This window comes from Exiguobacterium sp. s189, from assembly GCF_018617615.1.
Taxonomy (GTDB): Bacteria; Bacillota; Bacilli; order Exiguobacteriales; family Exiguobacteriaceae; genus Exiguobacterium; species Exiguobacterium aestuarii_A.
Genome location: NZ_JACSKM010000003.1, coordinates 193,369 through 215,085 on the forward strand (window position 1 = coordinate 193,369; position 21,717 = coordinate 215,085).

Genomic DNA, 21,717 nt, shown 5'->3' on the forward strand with positions numbered 1-21,717 from the left:
AACAGATGAGGGAAGCAGTCATCGTAGCCGGCGCACGGACGCCGGTCGGAAAAGCAAAACGCGGTTCGTTCCGTAACGTTCGTTCGGACGAGCTCGCGGGATATGCCATCAAGGCAACGCTTGAGCGTTCAGGATATAAAGGCCCGATTGATGACGTCATCATGGGTTGTGCGATGCCAGAAGCGGAGCAAGGGATGAACATCGCTCGCTATGCGGCGGTCCGGGGGGGACTGTCGCACGAAGTTCCAGCGATCACCATCAACCGCTACTGCTCGTCAGGTCTTCAAGCCATCGCAGATGCGGCGGCAAAAATCATGATCGGTCAAGCAACGGCGATCATCGCCGGCGGTATGGAGTCGATGAGCCAAGTACCGATGGGTGGTCACGTTATCCGTCCAAACCCGCACATCATGGAGACGGCACCCGAGTACTACATGAGCATGGGTCATACGGCAGAGCGTGTCGCGGCTGAATATAACATTTCGCGCGAAGACCAAGATGCGTTTGCTATCAACAGTCACCAAAAAGCGGCTGCAGCGATCGCGGGTGGCAAGTTCCAGGAAGAAATCGTTCCTGTGACGGTCATCGAACACGTGCTCGGTGAAGACGGGAAAGTCGCAGAAGTGGAGAAAGTCGTGAAGCATGACGAAGGTGTCCGTGCCGATTCGACAATCGAAGCGCTCGGTAAACTTCGCCCAGCTTTCAAAATTAAAGGTTCGGTCACGGCGGGTAACGCTTCACAAGTGTCAGACGGAGCGGCAGCAGTCCTCGTCATGGATCGTGAAGAAGCAGAACGCCAGGGGTTACAACCGATGGCGAAGTTCCTCTCGTTCGCAGTCGGCGGTGTCCGTCCGGAAGTGATGGGAATCGGTCCAGTCGTCGCCATTCCAAAAGCACTCGAAATGGCTGGCGTGAAGTTAGAAGAAGTCGGATTGTTCGAGTTGAACGAAGCGTTCGCGAGCCAATCACTCGGTGTCATCCGTGAACTCGGAATCGATCCATCGAAAGTGAACGTGAATGGTGGCGCTATCGCCCTCGGTCACCCACTTGGATGTACAGGGGCAAAACTTTCTGTCTCGATCTTGCATGAGATGAAACGACGTAATGAGAAGTATGGGGTTGTCACGATGTGTATCGGCGGCGGAATGGGCGCGGCTGGTGTCTTCGAATTACTTTAAGGGGGAATCGGATATGGAACGTACAGAACATGAATTGATTAAAGGCGGTAGCTTTGTCATTGACGCACTCGACGCAGAGCGTCTCTTCACACCAGAGGATTTCTCAGATGAGCATAAGATGATCGGGGACACGACAGCAGGATTCGTCGATGACCGCGTCATGCCAGTTCTCGAGCGCATCGAAAAACACGAGTTCGACCTCTCTGTCGAATTGTTGAAAGAAGCAGGCGAGCTCGGTCTCCTCGGAGCAGACGTTCCAGAAGAGTACGGTGGTTACCAACTCGATAAAATCTCATCTTCGATCATCACGGAGCGCTTCGCAAAAGCACGTTCGTTCGCACTCAGCTACGGCGCACACGTTGGAATCGGGACACTCCCGATTGTCTTCTTCGGATCAGAAGAGCAAAAGCACAAGTACTTGCCGAAACTCGCGACAGGGGAATGGATTGCAGCTTACGCGCTCACGGAGCCGGGCTCAGGGTCTGACGCCCTCGGTGCGAAAACGACGGCTGTCTTGAACGAGGCGGGCACGCACTACGTCTTGAACGGTGAGAAACAATGGATCACAAACGCTGGCTTTGCGAACGTCTTCGTCGTCTACGCGAAAATCGATGGCGACAAGTTCAGTGCCTTCATCGTTGAGCGTGACTTCAAAGGAGTCTCAACTGGCGCGGAAGAGCAGAAGATGGGGATCAAGGGATCGTCGACACGTACGCTCATCCTTGAAGATGTCGAAGTACCAGTCGACAACCTTCTCGGTGAAATCGGAAAAGGTCACGTCATCGCCTTCAACATCTTGAACGTCGGTCGTTACAAACTTGCAGTCGGTGCGGTCGGGTCATCAAAACGTGCCTTCGACCTCTCGGTACAATATTCGAACGAGCGTAAGCAGTTCAAGACACCAATCAGCCAATTCCCACTCATCCAAGAGAAATTGGCAACGATGGCAGCCAACATCTATGCGATGGAAAGCTCAGTGTATCGTACGGGCGGCTTGTTCCAAGATAGCCTCGACGCACTTGGTGACGATAACATGCGTGACGGATCAAAAGTGGCACAAGCGATTGCTGAATATGCGATCGAATGCTCACTCAACAAAGTATTCGCTTCTGAAACGTTCGACTACGTTGTCGACGAAGCAGTTCAAATCCATGGTGGATACGGATTCATGGCAGAGTATGAAGTCGAAAACCTCTATCGTGACTCACGCATCAACCGCATCTTTGAAGGAACGAACGAGATCAACCGTTTGATCGTTCCGGGTACGCTTCTCAAGAAAGCGATGAAAGGTGAATTGCCGCTCCTCGCAGAAGCACAAAAACTTCAAAAAGAGCTCATGAGCTACATGCCGCAAGAATTGGACGGCTCACCACTCGCACGCGAGAAGATGCTCCTTTCGAACATGAAGAAAATCAACTTGATGGTCGCAGGTACAGCGGTTCAGAAGTATCAACAAGACCTTCAAAACGAACAAGAAATCTTGGCGAAGATCGCAGACATGATCAGTGCCATCTACGCGCTTGAAGCAGCCATCGCTCGTACAGACAAAGCGATCGCACGCACAGGCGAAGAGAAGAACACGCTCAAAGTCCGCTACACAGAAATCTTTGCGGAACAAGTGTTCAAACAAGTCGAACTCATGGCGAAAGAAGTATTGTATGCAGCGGCGTCTGGTGACGAGCAGCGCATGCTTCTCTCGGCAATGAAGAAGTTCAGCCGCTACCAGCCGATCAATGTGATCGGGACGAAGCGTGAAGTCGCAGCGAGCCTCATCAAAGCGAACAAGTTTATCGTGTAATCCAATCGACAGAAAGGGTGGACCGGACGCGGTCGACCCTTTCTTTTTGGTCTGTTCGCCACGTACAATAGAAACGAGGGGGAGAGACGATGAGAACACGCGATAAATTGCTTGAACGAATGGAACAAATCGGAGAATCGGTTGCCGCACACGAAGGAACGCTGATGCTGCTGGCATTAGGGTCGATCGGACAAGAGACGGAGCGGTTGGATGATTACTCGGACCTCGATTTCTTTTTGATTGTCGAGGACGGGCAGAAGGCACGCTTTATCGACCGACTCGACTGGCTTGAAGTCGAGCCGCTTCACTATCAATTCCAAAACACGAAAGATGGGCACAAAATCATGTATCACGACGGCATCTACGGTGAGTTCGCCGTCTTTGAAGTACATGAACTCTCGACGATCGCCTATACACCAGGACGGGTCGTCTGGAGACGGGACGAAGCACTCGACGTGTTCGCGTCACCACGTCTCGAGATCGCGCGTGAAGCGACGGCTTACTATTATGAAGAAGCGTTGACGAACCTATATGTCGGCTTGCTTCGGGAACGTCGGGGCGAGACGCTCGCCGGATTCGAACTCGTCCAAGTCGCAGCCGTTCAAAACGTCTTGAAGGCGCTCGGTGGGCAAGGGGACCCGTTCAACCCGACACGTCGGGTTGAGTCGAGACATCCACAAATGATTTCTTTCTTGATAGGCGGGGTATTAGGATATGGCAAGTCGGGCGTCGCGGCGGCGGTCATCTTACGTTTTATCGAAGAGCGACATGCGGTCAATCCGACGATGAAGCGAGAGATCGAACGGTTGCTTGAGACGTGAATTGATTTCTCTAGATGTGCTACATTGATGAGAGAGGTGATGAACAGATGGTGACACTATACGGCTATCCACCATGCAGTACGTGTAAAAAAGCAGAAAAATGGTTGAAAGAGCAAGGGGTCGAGTATACATACGTTCATATCGTCGAATCGACACCGACGAAAGAAGAACTCGCCGAGCTTTGGAAACAATCGGACTTACCGCTTAAGAAATTCTTCAATACGAGCGGGCAAGTGTATCGGAACGAAGGCATCAAAGACAAGCTACCAAATCTATCAGAAGACGAACAACTCGAGCTATTATCTAGCAATGGTATGCTTTTGAAGCGTCCAATCGTCACAAATGGTGAAAAAACGACGGTCGGATTTTCAGAAAAGTCCTTTACGGACGTTTGGGGCTAAGTGCTATAATACAGATGTGAGTCTAATTTATTTGAGGGGGAAGTTAGGATGAGCAAAGTACCAGCAAATTTACGTTATTCAAAAGAACATGAGTGGGTAGAAGTGAACGGAACGAAAGCCCGCATCGGCATCACGGATTTCGCACAAAGCGAACTAGGGGATATCGTGTTTGTGGAACTCCCAGAAGTTGATGGTACAATCCTACTCGACGAGCCATTCGGTTCAGTCGAATCAGTCAAGACGGTCTCTGAGTTGTATGCGCCAGTATCTGGACGCATCACAGCAGTAAACGAAGACCTTGCAGATTCTCCAGAACTCGTCAACGAGTCACCGTTTGAAAATGCATGGATGGTCGAAGTTGAGTTGACGGAAGAGTCAGATCTCGACAAGCTCATGTCTGCAGAAGAATATGAAGCGATGATTCAAGGATAAGTAAAACCGGCCTCTCCTAATTGGAGAAGCCGGCTTTTTTAATGCTTACTCGAAATCGAGACGGTAGTGGTCCGATTTGACGAGCGTCGCCCGTTCGAACACACGATAGAAGAAAATCCCGAGTCCGACTGGAATAAGCCCGAACAAGACGATCACGAGAAGTACGTTGAACAAGGCGAATCCGCCAGGCATGAGTTGTAGCGCGTTTACCGGTCCGATGAGTCCAGATACGCCAAACCCTGCGCTGATTGGAGTCCCCTCGATTCTTAATATACCAGCGAGCGCACCGAGGATGGCCGCATTCGCCAAAATCGGAAGCATCATAATCGGGCGTCGGACGAAGTTTGCCATTTGAATCTTCGGTGACCCGAGGAAGTGGGCGATCGATGTACCGGTCGCGTTCGCCTGCCAACCCGCGATGGCGAGACCGAACCCAGCGGCGACGACGCCGAGGTTTGCCGCACCGGCTGCAACGCCTGATAGACTGATGGCCGTCGCAATCCCGACAGTCGAAATCGGCGAGACGATGATGAGCGAGAACGCCATCGCGATCAAGATGCCCATGAGAACCGGTTGAAGATCCGTCATCGTCATGATGAGGTATCCGATGTATGTCGTAATCTGTGAGATATACGTCAATAAGAAGGCACCGATGCCGCCTGCGACGACAATGACTGTCATCGGCATGACGATGACCGTATACGTCTTCAAGTGGGGAGCGAGCTTCATGACAAGAATCGTAGCGATCGCAGCGGTCACACCGGCTGTGATCACGTCACCGATTCCGGCCATCACGAACGCACCTTCGTTAATTCGAACGGCGCCACTGCCGACATAGGTTGCGATGGCAATCGTTCCAGCCTCTAAAATCGATCGCCCGAACTGCATCGCGACGGCAAGACCGATAATGGCCGGGAGGAGGCGCATCGCAATCGTCGTCGCATCCAATATAAATTGAAGAGACGGAAAATAAGGGAGTATAGCTTTCGTGAGTTCACCGAGCAGCGCGCTCGGGATGAGGGCGATCAGAATCGCCATACTGAGACCGTTTAAGACGTTCATCGTAAATTGCTTTGTCGTACCTGTTGCCTGTTCCGTCATCATTCATTCACCTGTCCTTCTTCTTTGCTGTTATGTACAAAAGCGATAAAGTTAGAACCCATATTATTCCTATCCGACAAAAGAGTCAAGAGAATCATTGAAAAATTCTGAAATTTCACGAAAGCACGATTTTTGAATGGAACTCGAACGACCATTATAATGACAGGAGAGGTGAGAAAAATGATTACAGACGGATTCTTATATATATACGCGCCAATGTGTGGTACATGCGCTGTCGCGGAGAAAATGTTGACGGTCGTCGAGGCGGTCGACCCTGAAATTCGGATTGAAAAGCGCGATGCGAACTATATCCCAAAAGAGCTTGAAGCTTATCAGGTGATGAGTGTCCCAGCACTCTTAAAGCTTGAAAATGGCGAGGTTCGGGATCGTCTTTATGCCTTTCAAAACGTGCAACACGTCCTCTCTTTCGTGAAGTGAGAGAGGAACATTAGAATAATCTGAAAATTTTAAATAATCAGTTGACACAGAAAGTTCACGAATGGTATATTCATTACAACATCTTACTTGAACACAAAATAGGACGCGATATTCCCGACATCAAGACGTTTTGGTGAAGCCGCTGCTACCTTTATACGAATACACGTTAGTCTTCCCTTCGATTGTCCCCCAAAAAAATCAAGCGAAGAAAGACGTTCCGTATAATCGCACGGTCCAAGTCAAGATCGAGTGATGATTGGTGAATTTCCCCCATATAAGGATGTAAATCTTGAACGGGCAAAAGATTTTCATCTATGGGCTGTCCTTCCGTGACTCAAGGTGCTACGTTCTGTGTCGTCCTCGGACGGCACCTTTTTTTGATTTTTTTGAAAAATGATTTGACAGCAGAAAAAGCTGTCGCTATGATAAAGCTAATCGAATACACAACACTCTTATCAAGAGAGGCTGAGGGACTGGCCCTATGACGCCCAGCAACCGCGGAGCAATCCGAAATGGTGCTAATTCCAGCAAGGTGAGAAACCTTGAGAGATGAGAGCAATCGTTGTCCGTACGATAAAGTGCGCACGTTTGCTCAAACGTGCGCGCTTTTTTTGTTGTCAGGAGGGGAATGTATTGATTCAATTACGAAACGTCGCCAAATGGTTCGATACGAAGAATGGTCGTGTCCAGGCGGTCGATGATGTATCACTAACGATTGATCGCGGTGAAATTTTTGGAATAATCGGATATTCGGGGGCGGGGAAGTCGACGCTCATCCGATTGCTCAACCGCCTCGAATCACCGTCTAGCGGTGAAATCGAGGTCGCCGGGAGTGAGCTCACGAAGCTCAGCCCGAAAGAATTACGAGGGGTTCGCAAAAACGTCTCGATGGTCTTCCAGCACTTTAACCTTCTGTGGTCGCGCACGGTCGCAGAAAACATCAGCTTCCCACTCGAATTGATCGGGGTTCCGGCAAGTGAGCGGAAGCGTCGGGTTCAAGAACTCGTCGAGCTCGTCGGACTATCAGGTCGCGAAGACAGCTATCCGTCACAATTATCGGGCGGTCAAAAACAGCGAGTCGGGATTGCCCGCGCGCTCGCTACAAATCCAGAGGTGCTCCTCTGTGACGAAGCGACAAGCGCGCTCGACCCGAAGACGACGGATTCGATTCTTGAACTGCTCGTCAGCATCAATAAGAAACTCGGATTGACAATCGTCCTCATCACGCATGAGATGCACGTCATCCAAAAGATTTGTCATCGCGTCGCCGTGATGGAGGCAGGGAAAGTCGTTGAGACAGGTCAAGTCTCTGACGTGTTCCAACATCCGGAGCAGCCGATCACAAAAGAATTCGTCAAGCAAATCGGGGCGGTCGACGATCTGTCGCTCACGTTCGAACATTTGAAAGCACGCTATCCGAGTGGGCAAATCGTCAAATTGAAATTCTTGAACGAAACGGCAGAACAGCCGATTTTATCTGACGTCCTTAAGACGCACGACATCGGATTCAACATCATCGGCGGTAACGTGACTCAGTCACAAGTCGGTGCGCTCGGCACGCTATTCATCCAATTGATTGGGGAAGCACGAGAAATCGAACGCGCCATCGCGTCGATTCGTTCGCAATCAGTAGAAGTGGAGGTGGAAAGCGATGTTTCCTAACGTAGACTGGCAAATCATGATGGAACAGACATGGGAGACGTTATACATGACGCTCGTCGCAGGTGTCGCGACGTTTGTGATCGGACTCGCTTTAGGTTTGATTCTTTATATTACAAACGAATCGCTATTATTGAAGAATCGTCCAATTTACGTCTTCGTCAGCGCGATCGTCAACGTGTTCCGTTCGATCCCGTTCATCATCTTAATCATCTTACTCATCCCATTCACGTTGTTCCTGCTCGGTACCATGCTCGGTTCGACGGCGGCGCTTCCGGCACTCATCATCGGAGCTGCACCGTTCTACGCCCGTATGGTCGAACTTGCCCTTCGTGAAGTCGACCGCGGTGTCATCGAGGCAGCGGAATCGATGGGCGCGACGAAATGGCAAATCATTTATAAAGTGTTGATTCCGGAAGCTCTTCCGGCAATCGTTTCAGGACTCACGGTGACCATTGTGGCAATCGTCGGTTATACGGCGATGGCCGGTGTCGTCGGAGGCGGCGGACTCGGGAACTTGGCCTTCTTGGAAGGGTTCCAACGCTCACAAAACGACGTCACGTTCGTGGCGACGGTGCTCATCTTGATCATCGTGTTCGTCATCCAGTTCATCGGTGACCGACTCGTCACAAAAATTGATAAACGTTCAGCTTAATTACACATACACCATTTGGAGGGATTCATAATGAAAACTTGGAAAACAGTACTCGGATTGACAGCTTTATCAGCATTCACGGTTCTCGCAGCTTGCGGCGGGGAAGAGGCAGAAACAGGTTCTGGCGATGAAAAAACATTGGTTGTCGGTGCGTCGAACGTACCGCACGCTGAGATTTTAGAGCACGTACAAGAAGAATATGAAGCAAAAGGCTACAAACTCGAAATTAAAAAGTTCCAAGACTATGTGCTTCCGAACAAGACGCTCGCAAGTGGTGAGCTTGATGCGAACTACTTCCAACATGAGCCATACCTCAAATCACAAATGGCTGAAAACAAAGACTATAAATTCGCATCTGCGGGTGGCGTTCACATTGAGCCAATCGGTGTCTACTCACAAGACTACAAATCGCTCGACGAACTTCCTGAAGGCGCAGAAATCATCATGAGTTCATCGGTTGCTGACCACGGCCGAATTCTCACGATGCTCCAATCAGAAGGTCTCATCACACTTGCTGAAGGCAAGACAGTCGATGCGACAGTCTCTGACATCGTCGACAACCCGAAAGACTTGAAATTCAAGACGGACGTTGAAGCAGCACTTCTTCCGACAGCTTACAACAACGGAGAAGGCGATGCGGTCCTCATCAACACGAACTACGCTATCGATGCAGGTCTCAACCCACTTGAAGATGCCATCGCACTTGAAGGCGAAGACTCACCATACGTCAACTTGATCGTCACACGTGAAGGAGACGAAGAAGATGAGCGCGTCAAAGCACTCCTCGAAGTATTGACTTCTGAAGAGACACAACAGTGGATCTTAGACGAATACAAAGGTGCGGTCGTGCCGGTACAACAATAAGCAGTCTCGACTCAGGGGTCATCCCCTGGGTCTTTTTTTGTCTAGTGTTCTTTCATAAAGAGAAGTACACTACATATATGAAAGAAAAGGGGGGATTTGGATGAAGCTCAGACAGATTCATCCACTGACGTGGGGCGTCCTGTTCGGGACGTTTTTTGCACGACTGGCGACGTTTTTCGTCATGCCATTTTTTGCGATCTATCTGGCCACGCTCGGCTTTTCGGCGAGTGTAATTGGAACGATCTTTGCCGTGACGGCACTTTCGGGTCTGTTCATGAGCTTCTTCGGGGGGACACTCTCTGACCGATATGGGCGAAAACAGCTCATGCTGATCGGAATCGTGCTCAATGCCGTCACGTTCGCTGGTCTCGCGCTCGCGACCGAGTTGTTTTGGTTTTATATGTTATCGATGTTGATGGGCATGTCGCGATCTTTCTTAGAACCGGCTTCGCGGGCACTCATCAGTGACACGACGCAGGCAGACCAACGGGTCATCGTCTATAACGTCCGTTACTTCATGATCAATATCGCCGCGGCCATCGGGCCACTCTTGGCGGTCGTCCTATCACTCACCGGTGTAAAGACCGCATTCTTTGTCGTGACGGCAGTGTATATATTGTATGGAATCATCATCTCGATCCTGTTTTATAAGTATCCGTTTGAAGAAGGAGACGGGGTCAAGGCACGGCCACGCTTGACGGAGACGTTTCGCGTCCTACGAGACGACCGGACATTCCGTGCGGTCATCATCGGGATGATTTTCGCGATTATCGGTTACAGTCAGTTCAATTCGACGCTTCCTCAATTCATCGCATTAAGCGACGGGTTAGAAGACGGTTCGAGATTGTTCGCTTACTTATTGACGACGAACGCAATCACGGTGCTCATCGTCCAGTATCCAATTATGCGTTTCGGGATTCGTGTCTCGCCGATCAAGTCACTCTTCTTCGGCATTTCGACGTTGTCGTTCGGTCTTTTATTGATTGGGTTTGCGACAGTTGAATGGGTACTCTTTGTGGCAATGGCCATTTTCACGGTCGGCGAGGTTTTGATGTTCACGATGACGGACGTGTTGACGGACGAACTGGCGCCAGAACATTTGCGGGGAACTTATTTTGGGGCGATGGGGTTGACGTCACTCGGTCAGACGATTGGGCCGATTATCGGAGGCGTTTTACTCGATACGTTTGGCCAATCATCGCTTCCGGTGTTTGGGAGTTTGGCGCTCTTAACGGGATGTGGTGCCTTCTTCTTTGCTGCCGCAGTACGAGAGCGGAAAGCCGTCCTCGCGCTCGTCGAAGAGAATGCCGGATAATGTCTTGATTTCCTACTATTAGCATTCTCAACTTTTATCATTTTATTGAGAATGAATTCTAAGGTGAGTCGCTTGAAATAAAAAAATGACTAGTCTAAGATTAGAATATATCTAATCTACGCCATTCACTATGGCGAGAAAATACGGAAGGGGTATCCGAATGTCTAACGTACCACAAATGAAAATTGATGACCTCCGCGTCTCAATCGAAGGAAAAGAGATTGTCAAAGGTCTTAACCTAGAAATTAAAGGTGGCGAAATTCATGCCATCATGGGTCCGAACGGGACAGGTAAATCAACACTCGCATCAGCACTCATGGGTCATCCACTTTATGAGGTCACTGGGGGAAGCGTCGAATTAAACGGCGAAGATGTCCTCGAGATGGAAGTCGACGAGCGCGCACAAGCAGGAATGTTCCTTGCGATGCAGTACCCGGCTGAAATCAGTGGTGTTACAAACGCGGACTTCTTGCGTTCAGCAATCAACTCACGTCGTGAAGAAGGTCAAGAAATCTCACTCATGAAGTTCATCCGTGAACTCGATGCGAAGATGGAACTTCTCGAAATCCCTTCAGAAATGGCACACCGTTACTTAAACGAAGGATTCTCAGGTGGTGAGAAGAAGCGTAACGAAATTCTTCAAATGATGATGATTCAACCGAACATCGCTATCTTGGATGAAATCGACTCAGGTCTTGATATCGATGCACTTAAAGTCGTTGCTAAAGGCGTCAACGAAATGCGTTCAGAAGAGTTCGGTTGCCTGATCATCACGCACTACCAACGTCTCCTCAACTATATTGAGCCAGACTTCGTACACATCATGATGGACGGTAAAATCGTCATGTCTGGTGGCAAAGAGCTCGCACAGCGACTCGAAGCAGAAGGTTACGACTGGGTGAAGCAAGAACTCGGAATGACAGTAGACACAGAAGCGTAAGGAGGCTGTACGATGACCGTACAATTTGAATTGGATGCACAAGCGTTGTCGGCACGTGCAGAAGCGCTCGGCGGACCAGCATGGATGGTCAACCGTCGTAAAGAGGCAGCAGAACTTGCGCCGACACTTGCTTTGCCAAAAGTTGAAAAGATTAAGATTGATAAGTGGGACTTCGCAGCGGGTGATGTCAATCTCGAACCGAAAGACGGTTTGACAGCTGACATCGAATCACTTCTCGGAGACCACCGGACAAACGTGCTCGTTGAACGCAACGGTCATGTCGTCTATAACGAATTGTCGATGCCGGAAGGCGTCTTATTCATGGGAATCAAAGAAGCGATGGAGCAACATCCTGAGCTCGTTGAGAAATACTTCATGACGGAAGGTGTACGTGTCGATGAAGAACGTCTTTCGGCGTTGAACGCTGCCCTCACAAACGGTGGGGCGTTCATCTACGTACCGAAAAACAAACAATTGAAAGATCCGCTTCAAGCGATCTTCACGATGGAACAGGCGAACGGTGCCCTCTATCACCACACGATTCTCGTCGCTGACGAAGGCAGTGAAGTGACATACATCGAAAACTTCCTTTCTGGTACGAACGAACCGCACACGGTCAACGTCGTGACGGAAGTATTCGCTGGAGAGAACGCGAAAGTCGTCTTCGGTGGTGTCGATCAGCTCGCTGAATCAGCCCTTACGTTCATGAACCGTCGCGGTGTCGTCTATGCGAACGGTCGTCTTGATTGGGCGCTCGGTCACATGAATGACGGGAACTCGGTCGTCGAGACGAAGACTCACCTCGTCGGAGACAACACGTATTCGGATACAAAAGCTGTGACAATCGGTCGCGGTGCACAAAAACAAAACTTCAACATCCGTACCGACCACTTCGGAAAAGCATCTGAAGGGTTCATCTTGATTCACGGTGTCCAAAAAGACGCAGCTACTGCGATCTTCAGCGGTACATCGATGATTCACCACGGTGCGTCAAAATCGAACGGTGTTCAAACAGAGCGCGTCTTGATGCTCTCTGAAAAAGCACGTGGAGATGCCAACCCGATTCTTCTCATCGATGAAGATGATGTTATGGCAGGTCACGCGGCATCGGTCGGCCGTGTCGATGATGTTCAATTGTACTACTTGATGAGCCGTGGATTGTCTCGCCAAGAGGCAGAGCGTTTAATCATCCACGGATTCTTGACGCCTGTCGTCGAAGAACTTGCAATCGATTCGGTCAAAGACCGTCTCCGCGAAGTCATCGAAGGGAAAGTACGTTAAGATGTTGAACGCCTCGATTCGTGAACAGTTTCCGATTTTAGATCAGGAAATCAATGGACACCCGCTCGTTTATCTTGATAGCGCGGCGAGCTCACAAAAGCCGCTCGCTGTCATCGAGGCGATCGAGGACTATTATCGTCGCAACCATTCGAACGTGCATCGTGGCGTCCATACGCTCGGGACGCAAGCAACGGATGCGTATGAAGGAGCACGCGAACGCGTCCGCTCGTTCATCCATGCGGCGGTTCCTGAAGAAATCATTTTCACACGTGGGACGACGACGGCCATCAACTTGGTCGCGTCGAGCTACGGAGATGCGAATGTCGGTGAAGGCGACGAGATCGTCCTCACTCCGATGGAACACCATGCGAACTTGATTCCGTGGCAACAACTCGCCAAGCGGAAAGGCGCGACGCTTCGTTACGTCGAACTCACGCCGGACGGACGTGTCACATTGGATGCCGTTCAAGCTGTCTTATCGGATCGGACGAAAATCGTCGCGATGAGCCACGTCTCAAACGTGCTCGGTACAATCAACCCGATTGCCGAAGTCGCTCGACTCGCGCATGAGAAAGGCGCCGTCATGGTCGTTGATGCCGCACAAAGTGCACCGCATCGTAAACTGGACGTTCAGTCACTCGACTGTGACTTCCTTGCCTTTTCTGGGCATAAGATGCTCGGACCGACTGGGATCGGTGTCTTATATGGGAAGAAGCAACTTCTCAAAAATATGGAGCCGGTCGAGTTCGGTGGCGAGATGATTGACTATGTCGATTTATATGAATCGACGTGGAAAGACATCCCGTACCGCTTCGAAGCGGGAACACCGATTATTGCTGGGGCGGTCGGACTTGCGGCAGCCATCGATTTCTTAGAAGAAATCGGGCTTGAGAACATCGAAGCACACGAACGTGAACTCGCGTCTTACGCGATCGAGCAGATGAAAACGATTGAAGGAATCGAGATTTATGGTCCTGAAGATCGCGTCGGTCTCGTCACGTTTAACTTGAAAGACGTGCATGCGCATGACCTCGCGACCGTTCTCGATATGCAAGGCATCGCGGTTCGTGCCGGTCACCACTGTGCACAACCACTCATGCGTCTTTTGAAGCAATCATCGACGGCGCGGGCGAGCTTCTATTTGTACAACACAAAAGAAGAGGTCGACCGTTTCATCGAGGGATTACGTCAAACGAAGGAGTATTTCAATTATGAGTTTTAATAATCTCGACATGTTGTACCGCCAGGTCATCATGGATCACTATAAAAACCCAAGAAACCGTGGCGTCATCGAAGATGGCGTGACGGTGGACTTGAACAACCCGACGTGCGGGGACTCGCTTCGACTTCAACTACAAGTCGAAGACGACATCGTCAAAGATGCGAAGTTCGAAGGAGAAGGCTGCTCGATCAGTCTCGCCTCAGCATCGATGATGACCCAAATCGTCAAAGGAAAAACAGTAGAAGAGGCGCTTCAACTCGCCAACATCTTCTCTGAAATGGTTCAAGGCAAAGAGTACGACACGGATACGTTTGACCTCGGTGATATCGAGGCGCTCTCAGGCGTATCGAAATTCCCGGCTCGAATCAAGTGTGCCACGCTCGCGTGGAAGGCGCTTGAAAAAGGAGTAGACGAGGACGCGTAAGGAGAAGGAGGAGACCGATATGGCAAAGAACATGCCGGAAATTGGCGATTATAAATACGGCTTCCATGATCGGGACGTTTCGATTTTCCGTTCAGGCCGCGGCTTGACGACAGAAATCGTAGAGACGATCTCACGCATGAAAGAAGAGCCACAATGGATGCTCGACTTCCGTTTGAAGTCGTTGGATCACTTCAACAAGATGGCGATGCCGACATGGGGCGGAGACCTCTCGGCACTTGATTTCGACGAAATCACTTACTATGTCAAACCATCTGAAAAGACAGAACGCTCATGGGATGAGGTACCAGAAGAAATCAAACGTACGTTTGACAAGCTCGGTATCCCAGAAGCAGAGCAAAAATACTTGGCAGGTGTCTCGGCTCAGTATGAGTCTGAGGTTGTCTACCACAGCATGCAAGAAGACTTCGAAGCCAAAGGTGTCATCTTCAAAGATACAGACACTGCACTCAAAGAAGACGAAGAAATCTTCAAAGAGTACTTCGGGAAGTTGATTCCGCCGACGGACAACAAGTTCGCGGCCCTCAACTCAGCTGTTTGGTCGGGTGGCTCGTTCATCTACGTACCAAAAGGTGTGAAACTCGAGCAACCGCTTCAAGCTTATTTCCGCATCAACTCGGAAAACATGGGTCAGTTCGAGCGTACGCTCATCATCGTCGACGAAGGCGCATCGGTTCATTACGTCGAAGGATGTACGGCGCCGGTTTACACAACGAACTCGCTTCACTCAGCGGTCGTTGAGATCTTCGTCAACAAAGATGCATACTGCCGTTACACGACAATCCAGAACTGGGCGAACAACGTCTACAACTTGGTAACGAAACGTGCAGTCTGTGAAGCGGGTGGATCGATGGAGTGGATCGATGGAAACATTGGATCGAAGCTCACGATGAAATACCCGGCTGTCATCTTGAAAGGGGAAGGCGCACGTGGGATGACACTCTCGATCGCCCTCGCTGGTAAAGGACAGCACCAAGACGCTGGAGCGAAAATGATTCACCTCGCACCGAACACGTCGTCTTCAATCGTCTCGAAATCGATTTCGAAACAAGGCGGAAAAGTATCGTACCGTGGAATCGTCCACTTCGGCCGTAAGGCGAAGGGCGCGCGCTCGAACATCGAGTGTGACACGCTCATCATGGACAACGAGTCAACGTCAGATACAATCCCGTACAACGAAATCTTGAACGACCAAGTGTCGCTCGAGCACGAAGCGAAAGTCTCAAAAGTGTCAGAAGAGCAACTCTTCTACCTCATGAGCCGTGGAATCTCGGAAGAAGAAGCGACAGAAATGATCGTGATGGGCTTCATCGAGCCATTCACAAAAGAATTGCCAATGGAATATGCGGTCGAAATGAACCGTCTCATCAAGTTCGAGATGGAAGGTTCGATTGGATAAGGATTAACCGTCCGAATAACGTAAAGCGTGATTGATGTTTCATACATCAATCACGCTTTTTTATTTACGTTCGCGGGCAAGAGGTTAGATCGGGTCGAAAGGGAATAGAGTTATAAAAAGTTTTATAAAAATCATGCGTTCTGTCGAAATACGGTCGATTCATTCGTTACATATATAAGGGGCTTGTTCGAAGGGAGGCGGTATGGTGATTGATGAACGAAGCATAGACCAATTTGATACGATTTGGAATGAGCATTATAGTAAAGTATTTGCTACGTGCATGCGATACGTACACCACATCGAAACAGCAGAAGACTTGACACAAGATGTATTTGAGACAGCTTTTTCACATTGGACGAAACAAGGCGTTCCCACTTATCCGTCATCATGGTTAATGAAAGTCGCAACGTACAGAGCAATCGATAATCTAAGAAGAACGAAAAACTTCAATCAAAAATATGAAGTCCTTAAAACCGAGTACCTTGTTAAACAAAATTTCGCTAGCCAAATCGAACAAGATGCTGACGTTGGAAATGATATGCTCCGTCTAATGTTTATGGCATGCCACCCATCGCTTTCAAAAGAATCACAAATCGCCCTAACGTTGAAATACGTTTGTGGATTGACGACACATGACATTGCTAGTGCCTATTTGACAAGTGAGGTGACAATTTCACAACGGATTGTACGGGCAAAGAAGAAAATTCAGCGACTGTCGATCCCTTTTCATTTACCTGATCCGGAAAATGACGATCAACATCTGAGCAGTGTCCTTCAAATCATCTACCTTATGTTCAACGAAGGCTATTTAAATTCAAGTGGATATCAGCTTATTCGTCATGATCTTTGTCATGAGTCCATGCGTCTAGGGAGAGAATTATCAGTATGGCGCCCAGGACATGCTGAAGTCGAAAGCTTGAACGCATTAATGTGTTTTCAAGCCTCTCGCTTATCAACACGATTTAATCGAGAAGGTGAAATGGTGTTGTTAGAACATCAAGATCGTTCTGAGTGGGATCGAAAGTTGATTGATCAAGGGTTATCTCACTTATCACGAGCTATGCAGTTCGCGAAAACACCGGGATTCATCATGTATCAGGCATTGATTGCCGCGCAGCATGCCCAAGCGACACACTATGAGCGCACCGACTGGAAAACCATTATAAAGTTATATGATGGCTTATACGAACTGACCGGTTCACTTGTGGTTGCGCTGAATCGAACGGTGGCAATCTCAATGGTTCATGGTCCAGATGTCGCATTGGAACAGATACGTCAAATCGAACAAACAGAGCGACTCCGACACTATCATTTACTTTATAGCGTCAAAGGAAATTTGTTACATCGACTCGAGCGATATGATGAAGCCTCTCGAGCTTTTCAACATGCGTCTACGCTAACGGAAAATGAGAGGGAACGAGTATTTCTCACTCGACAGGCTCAAGCAAATCAATTGAATGGAAAGGAGAGATAATCATGTTATTTTTAGGAATTGGCTATTTCAATGCTGAAAAAATGGATGAAAAATCAGAACAGGAAATGGAGGAAATCATGAGTCAATGTGAATCATTCATGAAAGACCTTTATGCGAGTGACCGAGTGTTATTGGACTTAGGACTTGATACACGTATGAAAGTGTTAAAGCGTCAATCAAATCAGATTACGGTGACGGATGGACCGTTCACTGAAACGAAAGAAGTGATTGGGAGTACATTCTTGATCGAAGCCGATGATCTCGAGGATGCAGTCCGCATCGCATCCCTGCATCCGACGACTCAAGTGGAAGGAGTAGAAGAGCTGGGTTGGCGACTAGAAGTTCGACCGATTCATTACATCTATGACCGTAAAGAAACGTGACACAGTAAGATTCAGACGGGACGCGATAGCGTTCCGTTTTGTTGTCGAGAATATTTTGTATAATGAAATAAGGAGGCGATAACGTGACCCATCGATTTTTAGTAGAGAGCCGAGAGATTTATTCATTCATGAATCCCATGCTTGTCATTTGCCCGAGATGTGGGGGACAGGCTGATGTGTGGGAGAAGAATGATGAGGTGCGCCTCAGTTGTCTTCATTGCGGTCATTTGCAAATGAAGGAGAGCGGTACGAAGTACGTCGGAGAACCAATCGATGTTCATTTTGGTTTGCCGCTATTTTTACAAACAGGTTGTTGTGGTCATGTGTTATGGGCTTACAACCGTGAACACCTCAACTATATTAAATATTATATCGAGGCAAAGATTCGGACGAGCGAGGGAACGAACCGTAGTCTCGAAAGTCGATTACCCGCTTGGATGAAACGCAAGCAGAATCGTAAAGAAGTATTACGAACAATTGAAAAATTAGAGCTTATGATAGAAGGTTCAACAGCATGAACCGACGAGAAGAACTGCAATATATAGAGAGACACCAATTGACATCGGTAATGAACGAGACAAAATGGCAACGTCTCAATCGAGCTGTCTCTGAAGCGTTGACGCATGCGCCGTCGTATCAAATGAAATACTTAGGGGAGGATACGTTATTTCCAAGTGACTCGTTATCCGAGTATGAAATATCGTGGGGAGAGTGGGATGAGATTTGGCTGGAATCCCGTTTACGCTCCATCGAATGGATTCGTTTGCGACCAAGCGTACTGCTCTATAAGGGAGTGATTCTTGACCCAGATGTTTGTGATATGTCCACCGAACTCATTTCAATTTTAGAGAGAAAAAAAATTCCGTTCATTCTGGAAAGTGAGACGATTCAAATTTTTGGTTATGTTCGGAATACAGGAATCTTTGAATCGAAGTAGGATATTTAATAAATAAAAGTAGTCATAACGAATATCGTTGCTTATGGAGGTTATATTGAAAAAATTTTTATTTATATTTCTTTCGTTTATTTTTTGGTGGATTTTAATTGATGAGTTAATTTTATCCATTCCAACTAAAAATTTTACTCTATTGTTTCTTTCAGCTCTTTTTTGGGCTCCAGTATTTTCTGTTTTTATTACATTTTTAAGTGTTTATTACTTTGAAAAGCTCAGTAATCCCAAATTGTACTGGAGTATTGTGGCAACATATTCATTTGTCTCATTATGGAGTATATTGAAAATTGTCCGTATTTTATATTTTTAAAAATCTTTGAAGTAAGATCTTAATTACTTCAAAACAGTGAAAAGCCTCTGACTAAGTTTAGCTTATAAAAGAGAAAAGGCGAGTGACCCGATTGATGCTGGGTCACTCGCCTTTTGTACAATAAAATTTAATATATTCGTGTATTTTTCATGCGGCTTTTGTCGTTAAAGATGGAAGAGTCGGGTATGCTAAATAAGAGAATGATTCATGGAAAGGAAGGATCTACATGACACGTATTCCGCATAAAGATGATATTGACCCGAAAGACATCACCCGCATCGCCGTCATCGGTGCCGGGTGGGTCGGGGTCAGTTTTGCTTATCAATTATCGACGGCTGCCCTTTGCGAGGAGCTCGTCTTAATCGACTCGAATCACGCCAAGGCAGAAGGAGAGGCAATGGACCTGAATCATGGCATCTCGTTCGCCCCGACACCGGTCCGAATTTGGGCAGGGGACTATTCGGATTGTAAAGACGCAGACATCGTCGTCATCACGGCAGGAGCTGCGCAAAAACTCGGCCAAACGCGGATGGACCTCGTCGAGCAAAACGCGAAAGTCGTCCGCACTGTGACACAAGACTTGATGAAGAGTGGATTTGACGGCATCTTAGTCGTCGCGACGAACCCGGTCGATGTGATGGCACACGTCGCTTGGAAAGCATCGGGTTTACCGAAAGAACGTGTCATCGGGTCAGGGACCGTCCTCGATACGGCGCGACTTCGCTATAAACTCGGGGACTATTTCGAACTGTCGCCACGAAACTGCCACGCCTATTATATGGGAGAACACGGGGATACGGGATTTGTCGCGTGGAACAACGCGCGCATCTATGGAAAGAGTATCGATGAACTGTTAGCAGAGAACGAAACGTATCAGTTTGAGGATTTGGAAGCCATCTATACAGATGTGCGCGATGCTGCTTACCAAATCATCGAGCATAAAAATGCCGCCTATTATGCGATTGGGGTGGGCTTGCTACGTATCATTCGGGCCATCGTGCGAAATGAAAACTCCGTCGTCACGATTGGGGCTCATTTAGACGGCGAGTACGGAGCGAGTGACGTGCATATCGGTGTACCGGCCTTGATCGACCGGAGCGGTATTCGCAAGATCATCGAGATTGAATTGACGGAGGAAGAACAACGGAAGTTTGACGCCTCGGTACAAGCCATCAAGGCGGGAATCGAGAAAGTCGAACCCGCATCCTAAAAAAGATCCGACTGCGTGAGCAGTCGGATTGTTGGTTAAGACGCCTCTTCTTCGGCGATATCTTTCTTATAGTACTTCTCGGACGTGAAGAATTCGGTCGTCAATCGCTTCACTTCGCTACTGAGTAACAATACGGCAATCATGTTCGGGATGAGAATCATCGCGAGCATCAAGTCGAGGAAGTTCCAAATCATTTGGGCCCCACCGATTGAACCGATGACAATCGAGGCGATATAAACGGCCTTCATGATTTTTCCCGCCGTCAAACCGAACAAGTACTCGGCCTGACGCGAACCGTAAAAGATAATGACGATGATTGTAGAGAGCACGAAGAAAATGAGGGAGATGGTGACGAGTAAACTACCTGTATACCCGAAGTATTCACGGAAGGCAATCGTCGTCAACGCGGCTGGGTCATCCATCGCTCCGTCTGCCGTCCACACACCTGAAGACAAGACGACGAAGGCAGTCGTGCTACAAATGATCAACGTATCGATGACGATTCCGATGACCGCCCAGAATCCTTGGCGTACCGGATGATCCGTCTGTGCAGCGGCATGGGCAATCGGTGCCGTTCCAAGACCGGCTTCATTCGAGTAGAGACCGCGGGCGAAGCCCCAACGAATCGTTTCGGCGACTGCGGCTCCGGCGAAACCACCGAACGCGGCCATCGGCTCGAACGCGTAAGAGAAGATGAGGCTGAGCACGTTTGGAATCTCAGACAAGTTCATCAAGACGATGACGAGTCCGGCTCCGACGTAGACGAGTGCCATGCCGGGAACGACAATCTCCGTGACTTTCGCGATGCGCTTCAGTCCACCGAAGACGATGATGCCGACAAGTCCGGCAACGAGAATGCCGGTGATGAGCGTGTTCCCGTTGAACGTCTCACGGACGGCGGAACTGACGGCGTTCCCCTGCACCATGATACTCGGAATAAGTTCGATCATGAGGGCGAAGGCGAACCAAGTCGCAAGCCATTTCCAACGAAGTCCTTTTGATATGTAGTAGACAGGTCCACCGACGAATTCGCCGGCGTCATTCTTTTCACGATAGTGCACGGCCAGTACGCTCTCCGAGAACTTGATGGCCATGCCGATGATGGCGATGACCCACATCCAGAAGATGGCACCCGGTCCCCCGAACATGATCGCTGCAGGTACACCGATGATGTTCGCGGCCCCGACTGTTGAAGAGAGCGCTGACGTTAAGGCTTGTCTTGGGCTTATGTCGCCTTCACCTTTTGGTTTTTTAAAGATGCTGCCGAATGTTTGCTTAAATATGTAGATCGGATAACGAAACTGAAAGAAACCAAGTTTGATCGTGAGAAACACACCGGACAAGACGAGTAACGAGATGATCGGCACACCCCAAAGCCAATTTGAAAAACTCGTGACGATATCGATAACTGCATTCATATAACCACTCCAATTCCATTATTT

At 48.9% G+C, this 21,717-nt stretch carries 22 protein-coding genes and 1 riboswitch; of the genes, 20 read left to right on the plus strand and 2 right to left on the minus strand.

The genetic code is table 11. From position 1 onward, the window contains the following. The first annotated feature begins 5 nt into the window (after positions 1-5). The 5 genes from KNO99_RS05685 (at position 6) to gcvH (ending at position 4,630) form a co-directional block, all read left to right on the plus strand. Positions 6-1,178, plus strand: a complete 1,173-nt coding sequence (locus KNO99_RS05685; protein ID WP_012726865.1) for an acetyl-CoA C-acetyltransferase — start codon at positions 6-8, stop codon at positions 1,176-1,178. 13 nt (positions 1,179-1,191) lie between these two features. After that, the gene (locus KNO99_RS05690; RefSeq protein WP_214746158.1) at positions 1,192-2,976 is read left to right on the plus strand and encodes an acyl-CoA dehydrogenase family protein; all 1,785 of its coding nucleotides are present in this window, start codon (positions 1,192-1,194) and stop codon (positions 2,974-2,976) included. Between the two features lie 89 nt (positions 2,977-3,065). Beyond that, the gene (locus KNO99_RS05695; RefSeq protein ID WP_214746161.1) at positions 3,066-3,797 is read left to right on the plus strand and encodes a hypothetical protein; all 732 of its coding nucleotides are present in this window, start codon (positions 3,066-3,068) and stop codon (positions 3,795-3,797) included. A 47-nt stretch (positions 3,798-3,844) separates the two neighbouring features. After that, the gene (locus KNO99_RS05700) at positions 3,845-4,198 is read left to right on the plus strand and encodes an arsenate reductase family protein (protein WP_214693491.1); all 354 of its coding nucleotides are present in this window, start codon (positions 3,845-3,847) and stop codon (positions 4,196-4,198) included. Between the two features lie 48 nt (positions 4,199-4,246). Continuing rightward, positions 4,247-4,630 carry a glycine cleavage system protein GcvH gene (gene gcvH / locus KNO99_RS05705; RefSeq protein WP_026825478.1) on the plus strand — a complete coding sequence of 128 codons (384 nt, stop codon included), beginning with the start codon at positions 4,247-4,249 and terminating at the stop codon, positions 4,628-4,630. A 45-nt stretch (positions 4,631-4,675) separates the two neighbouring features. Here the strand turns inward: gcvH and KNO99_RS05710 are convergent, their stop codons facing one another. Next, positions 4,676-5,734 carry a PTS sugar transporter subunit IIC gene (locus tag KNO99_RS05710; protein ID WP_214746196.1) on the minus strand — a complete coding sequence of 353 codons (1,059 nt, stop codon included), beginning with the start codon at positions 5,732-5,734 and terminating at the stop codon, positions 4,676-4,678. A gap of 177 nt (positions 5,735-5,911) precedes the next feature. On the opposite strand from KNO99_RS05710, the gene KNO99_RS05715 reads away from it, so the two are divergent. The 15 genes from KNO99_RS05715 to KNO99_RS05785 all read left to right on the plus strand — a co-directional run bounded on the left by KNO99_RS05715 (position 5,912) and on the right by KNO99_RS05785 (position 20,275). Continuing rightward, on the plus strand, positions 5,912-6,169 hold the full coding sequence (locus tag KNO99_RS05715) for a thioredoxin family protein (protein WP_214746199.1): 258 nt from the start codon (positions 5,912-5,914) through the stop codon (positions 6,167-6,169). 449 nt (positions 6,170-6,618) lie between these two features. Continuing rightward, a riboswitch (SAM riboswitch) is annotated at positions 6,619-6,725 on the plus strand. Between the two features lie 77 nt (positions 6,726-6,802). Then, positions 6,803-7,831: a methionine ABC transporter ATP-binding protein gene (locus tag KNO99_RS05720; protein WP_214693486.1), complete on the plus strand. Its 1,029-nt coding sequence runs from the start codon at positions 6,803-6,805 to the stop codon at positions 7,829-7,831. Continuing rightward, the gene (locus tag KNO99_RS05725; protein ID WP_012726857.1) at positions 7,821-8,483 is read left to right on the plus strand and encodes a methionine ABC transporter permease; all 663 of its coding nucleotides are present in this window, start codon (positions 7,821-7,823) and stop codon (positions 8,481-8,483) included. The genes KNO99_RS05720 and KNO99_RS05725 overlap by 11 nt, the downstream gene beginning before the upstream one ends. 30 nt (positions 8,484-8,513) lie before the next feature. After that, a complete protein-coding gene (locus KNO99_RS05730; RefSeq protein ID WP_214746202.1) occupies positions 8,514-9,347 on the plus strand; it encodes a MetQ/NlpA family ABC transporter substrate-binding protein in 834 nt (277 codons plus the stop codon). Positions 9,348-9,447: 100 nt separating this feature from the next. Next, positions 9,448-10,662, plus strand: coding sequence for an MDR family MFS transporter (locus KNO99_RS05735; RefSeq protein ID WP_214746205.1), 1,215 nt, complete (start codon positions 9,448-9,450; stop codon positions 10,660-10,662). A 178-nt stretch (positions 10,663-10,840) separates the two neighbouring features. After that, complete coding sequence (sufC, locus tag KNO99_RS05740; protein WP_143180266.1) at positions 10,841-11,602, plus strand: Fe-S cluster assembly ATPase SufC; 762 nt, start codon at positions 10,841-10,843, stop codon at positions 11,600-11,602. Positions 11,603-11,614: 12 nt separating this feature from the next. Beyond that, on the plus strand, positions 11,615-12,883 hold the full coding sequence (gene sufD, locus KNO99_RS05745) for a Fe-S cluster assembly protein SufD (protein WP_214746208.1): 1,269 nt from the start codon (positions 11,615-11,617) through the stop codon (positions 12,881-12,883). Between the two features lies 1 nt (position 12,884). Beyond that, positions 12,885-14,105 (plus strand): cysteine desulfurase, encoded by a 1,221-nt coding sequence (locus KNO99_RS05750; RefSeq protein WP_214746211.1) that lies wholly within the window; start codon positions 12,885-12,887, stop codon positions 14,103-14,105. Beyond that, positions 14,095-14,529 carry a Fe-S cluster assembly sulfur transfer protein SufU gene (gene sufU / locus KNO99_RS05755; protein ID WP_026825487.1) on the plus strand — a complete coding sequence of 145 codons (435 nt, stop codon included), beginning with the start codon at positions 14,095-14,097 and terminating at the stop codon, positions 14,527-14,529. The genes KNO99_RS05750 and sufU overlap by 11 nt, the downstream gene beginning before the upstream one ends. Before the next feature lie 19 nt (positions 14,530-14,548). After that, the gene (gene sufB, locus KNO99_RS05760) at positions 14,549-15,946 is read left to right on the plus strand and encodes a Fe-S cluster assembly protein SufB (protein WP_047795116.1); all 1,398 of its coding nucleotides are present in this window, start codon (positions 14,549-14,551) and stop codon (positions 15,944-15,946) included. Positions 15,947-16,151: 205 nt separating this feature from the next. Then, the gene (locus tag KNO99_RS05765) at positions 16,152-17,420 is read left to right on the plus strand and encodes an RNA polymerase sigma factor (RefSeq protein WP_214746214.1); all 1,269 of its coding nucleotides are present in this window, start codon (positions 16,152-16,154) and stop codon (positions 17,418-17,420) included. Between the two features lie 2 nt (positions 17,421-17,422). After that, a complete protein-coding gene (locus KNO99_RS05770; RefSeq protein WP_214746216.1) occupies positions 17,423-17,803 on the plus strand; it encodes a YciI family protein in 381 nt (126 codons plus the stop codon). Between the two features lie 83 nt (positions 17,804-17,886). Next, entirely contained in the window at positions 17,887-18,321 is a 435-nt protein-coding gene (locus KNO99_RS05775; protein ID WP_214746219.1) for a hypothetical protein, read from the plus strand. Next, positions 18,318-18,740, plus strand: coding sequence for a DUF6678 family protein (locus KNO99_RS05780; protein WP_251130967.1), 423 nt, complete (start codon positions 18,318-18,320; stop codon positions 18,738-18,740). Before KNO99_RS05775 ends, KNO99_RS05780 begins: the two co-directional genes overlap by 4 nt. A gap of 551 nt (positions 18,741-19,291) precedes the next feature. Next, positions 19,292-20,275 carry an L-lactate dehydrogenase gene (locus KNO99_RS05785; protein ID WP_214746222.1) on the plus strand — a complete coding sequence of 328 codons (984 nt, stop codon included), beginning with the start codon at positions 19,292-19,294 and terminating at the stop codon, positions 20,273-20,275. 35 nt (positions 20,276-20,310) lie between these two features. On the opposite strand, the gene KNO99_RS05790 is transcribed toward KNO99_RS05785, so the two are convergent. Next, the gene (locus tag KNO99_RS05790) at positions 20,311-21,693 is read right to left on the minus strand and encodes an alanine/glycine:cation symporter family protein (RefSeq protein ID WP_214746225.1); all 1,383 of its coding nucleotides are present in this window, start codon (positions 21,691-21,693) and stop codon (positions 20,311-20,313) included. Positions 21,694-21,717 lie beyond the last annotated feature (24 nt).

Coding starts and splice junctions, on each gene's coding strand:
- KNO99_RS05710 (WP_214746196.1), bottom strand. CDS start 5,734: ATGATGACGGAACAGGCAACAGGTACGACAAAGCAATTTACGATGAAC.
- KNO99_RS05780 (WP_251130967.1), top strand. CDS start 18,318: ATGAACCGACGAGAAGAACTGCAATATATAGAGAGACACCAATTGACA.
- sufC (WP_143180266.1), top strand. CDS start 10,841: ATGAAAATTGATGACCTCCGCGTCTCAATCGAAGGAAAAGAGATTGTC.
- KNO99_RS05785 (WP_214746222.1), top strand. CDS start 19,292: ATGACACGTATTCCGCATAAAGATGATATTGACCCGAAAGACATCACC.
- KNO99_RS05690 (WP_214746158.1), top strand. CDS start 1,192: ATGGAACGTACAGAACATGAATTGATTAAAGGCGGTAGCTTTGTCATT.
- KNO99_RS05735 (WP_214746205.1), top strand. CDS start 9,448: ATGAAGCTCAGACAGATTCATCCACTGACGTGGGGCGTCCTGTTCGGG.
- sufB (WP_047795116.1), top strand. CDS start 14,549: ATGGCAAAGAACATGCCGGAAATTGGCGATTATAAATACGGCTTCCAT.
- gcvH (WP_026825478.1), top strand. CDS start 4,247: ATGAGCAAAGTACCAGCAAATTTACGTTATTCAAAAGAACATGAGTGG.
- KNO99_RS05750 (WP_214746211.1), top strand. CDS start 12,885: ATGTTGAACGCCTCGATTCGTGAACAGTTTCCGATTTTAGATCAGGAA.
- sufU (WP_026825487.1), top strand. CDS start 14,095: ATGAGTTTTAATAATCTCGACATGTTGTACCGCCAGGTCATCATGGAT.
- KNO99_RS05715 (WP_214746199.1), top strand. CDS start 5,912: ATGATTACAGACGGATTCTTATATATATACGCGCCAATGTGTGGTACA.
- KNO99_RS05695 (WP_214746161.1), top strand. CDS start 3,066: ATGAGAACACGCGATAAATTGCTTGAACGAATGGAACAAATCGGAGAA.
- KNO99_RS05790 (WP_214746225.1), bottom strand. CDS start 21,693: ATGAATGCAGTTATCGATATCGTCACGAGTTTTTCAAATTGGCTTTGG.
- KNO99_RS05725 (WP_012726857.1), top strand. CDS start 7,821: ATGTTTCCTAACGTAGACTGGCAAATCATGATGGAACAGACATGGGAG.
- KNO99_RS05700 (WP_214693491.1), top strand. CDS start 3,845: ATGGTGACACTATACGGCTATCCACCATGCAGTACGTGTAAAAAAGCA.
- KNO99_RS05770 (WP_214746216.1), top strand. CDS start 17,423: ATGTTATTTTTAGGAATTGGCTATTTCAATGCTGAAAAAATGGATGAA.
- KNO99_RS05730 (WP_214746202.1), top strand. CDS start 8,514: ATGAAAACTTGGAAAACAGTACTCGGATTGACAGCTTTATCAGCATTC.
- sufD (WP_214746208.1), top strand. CDS start 11,615: ATGACCGTACAATTTGAATTGGATGCACAAGCGTTGTCGGCACGTGCA.
- KNO99_RS05685 (WP_012726865.1), top strand. CDS start 6: ATGAGGGAAGCAGTCATCGTAGCCGGCGCACGGACGCCGGTCGGAAAA.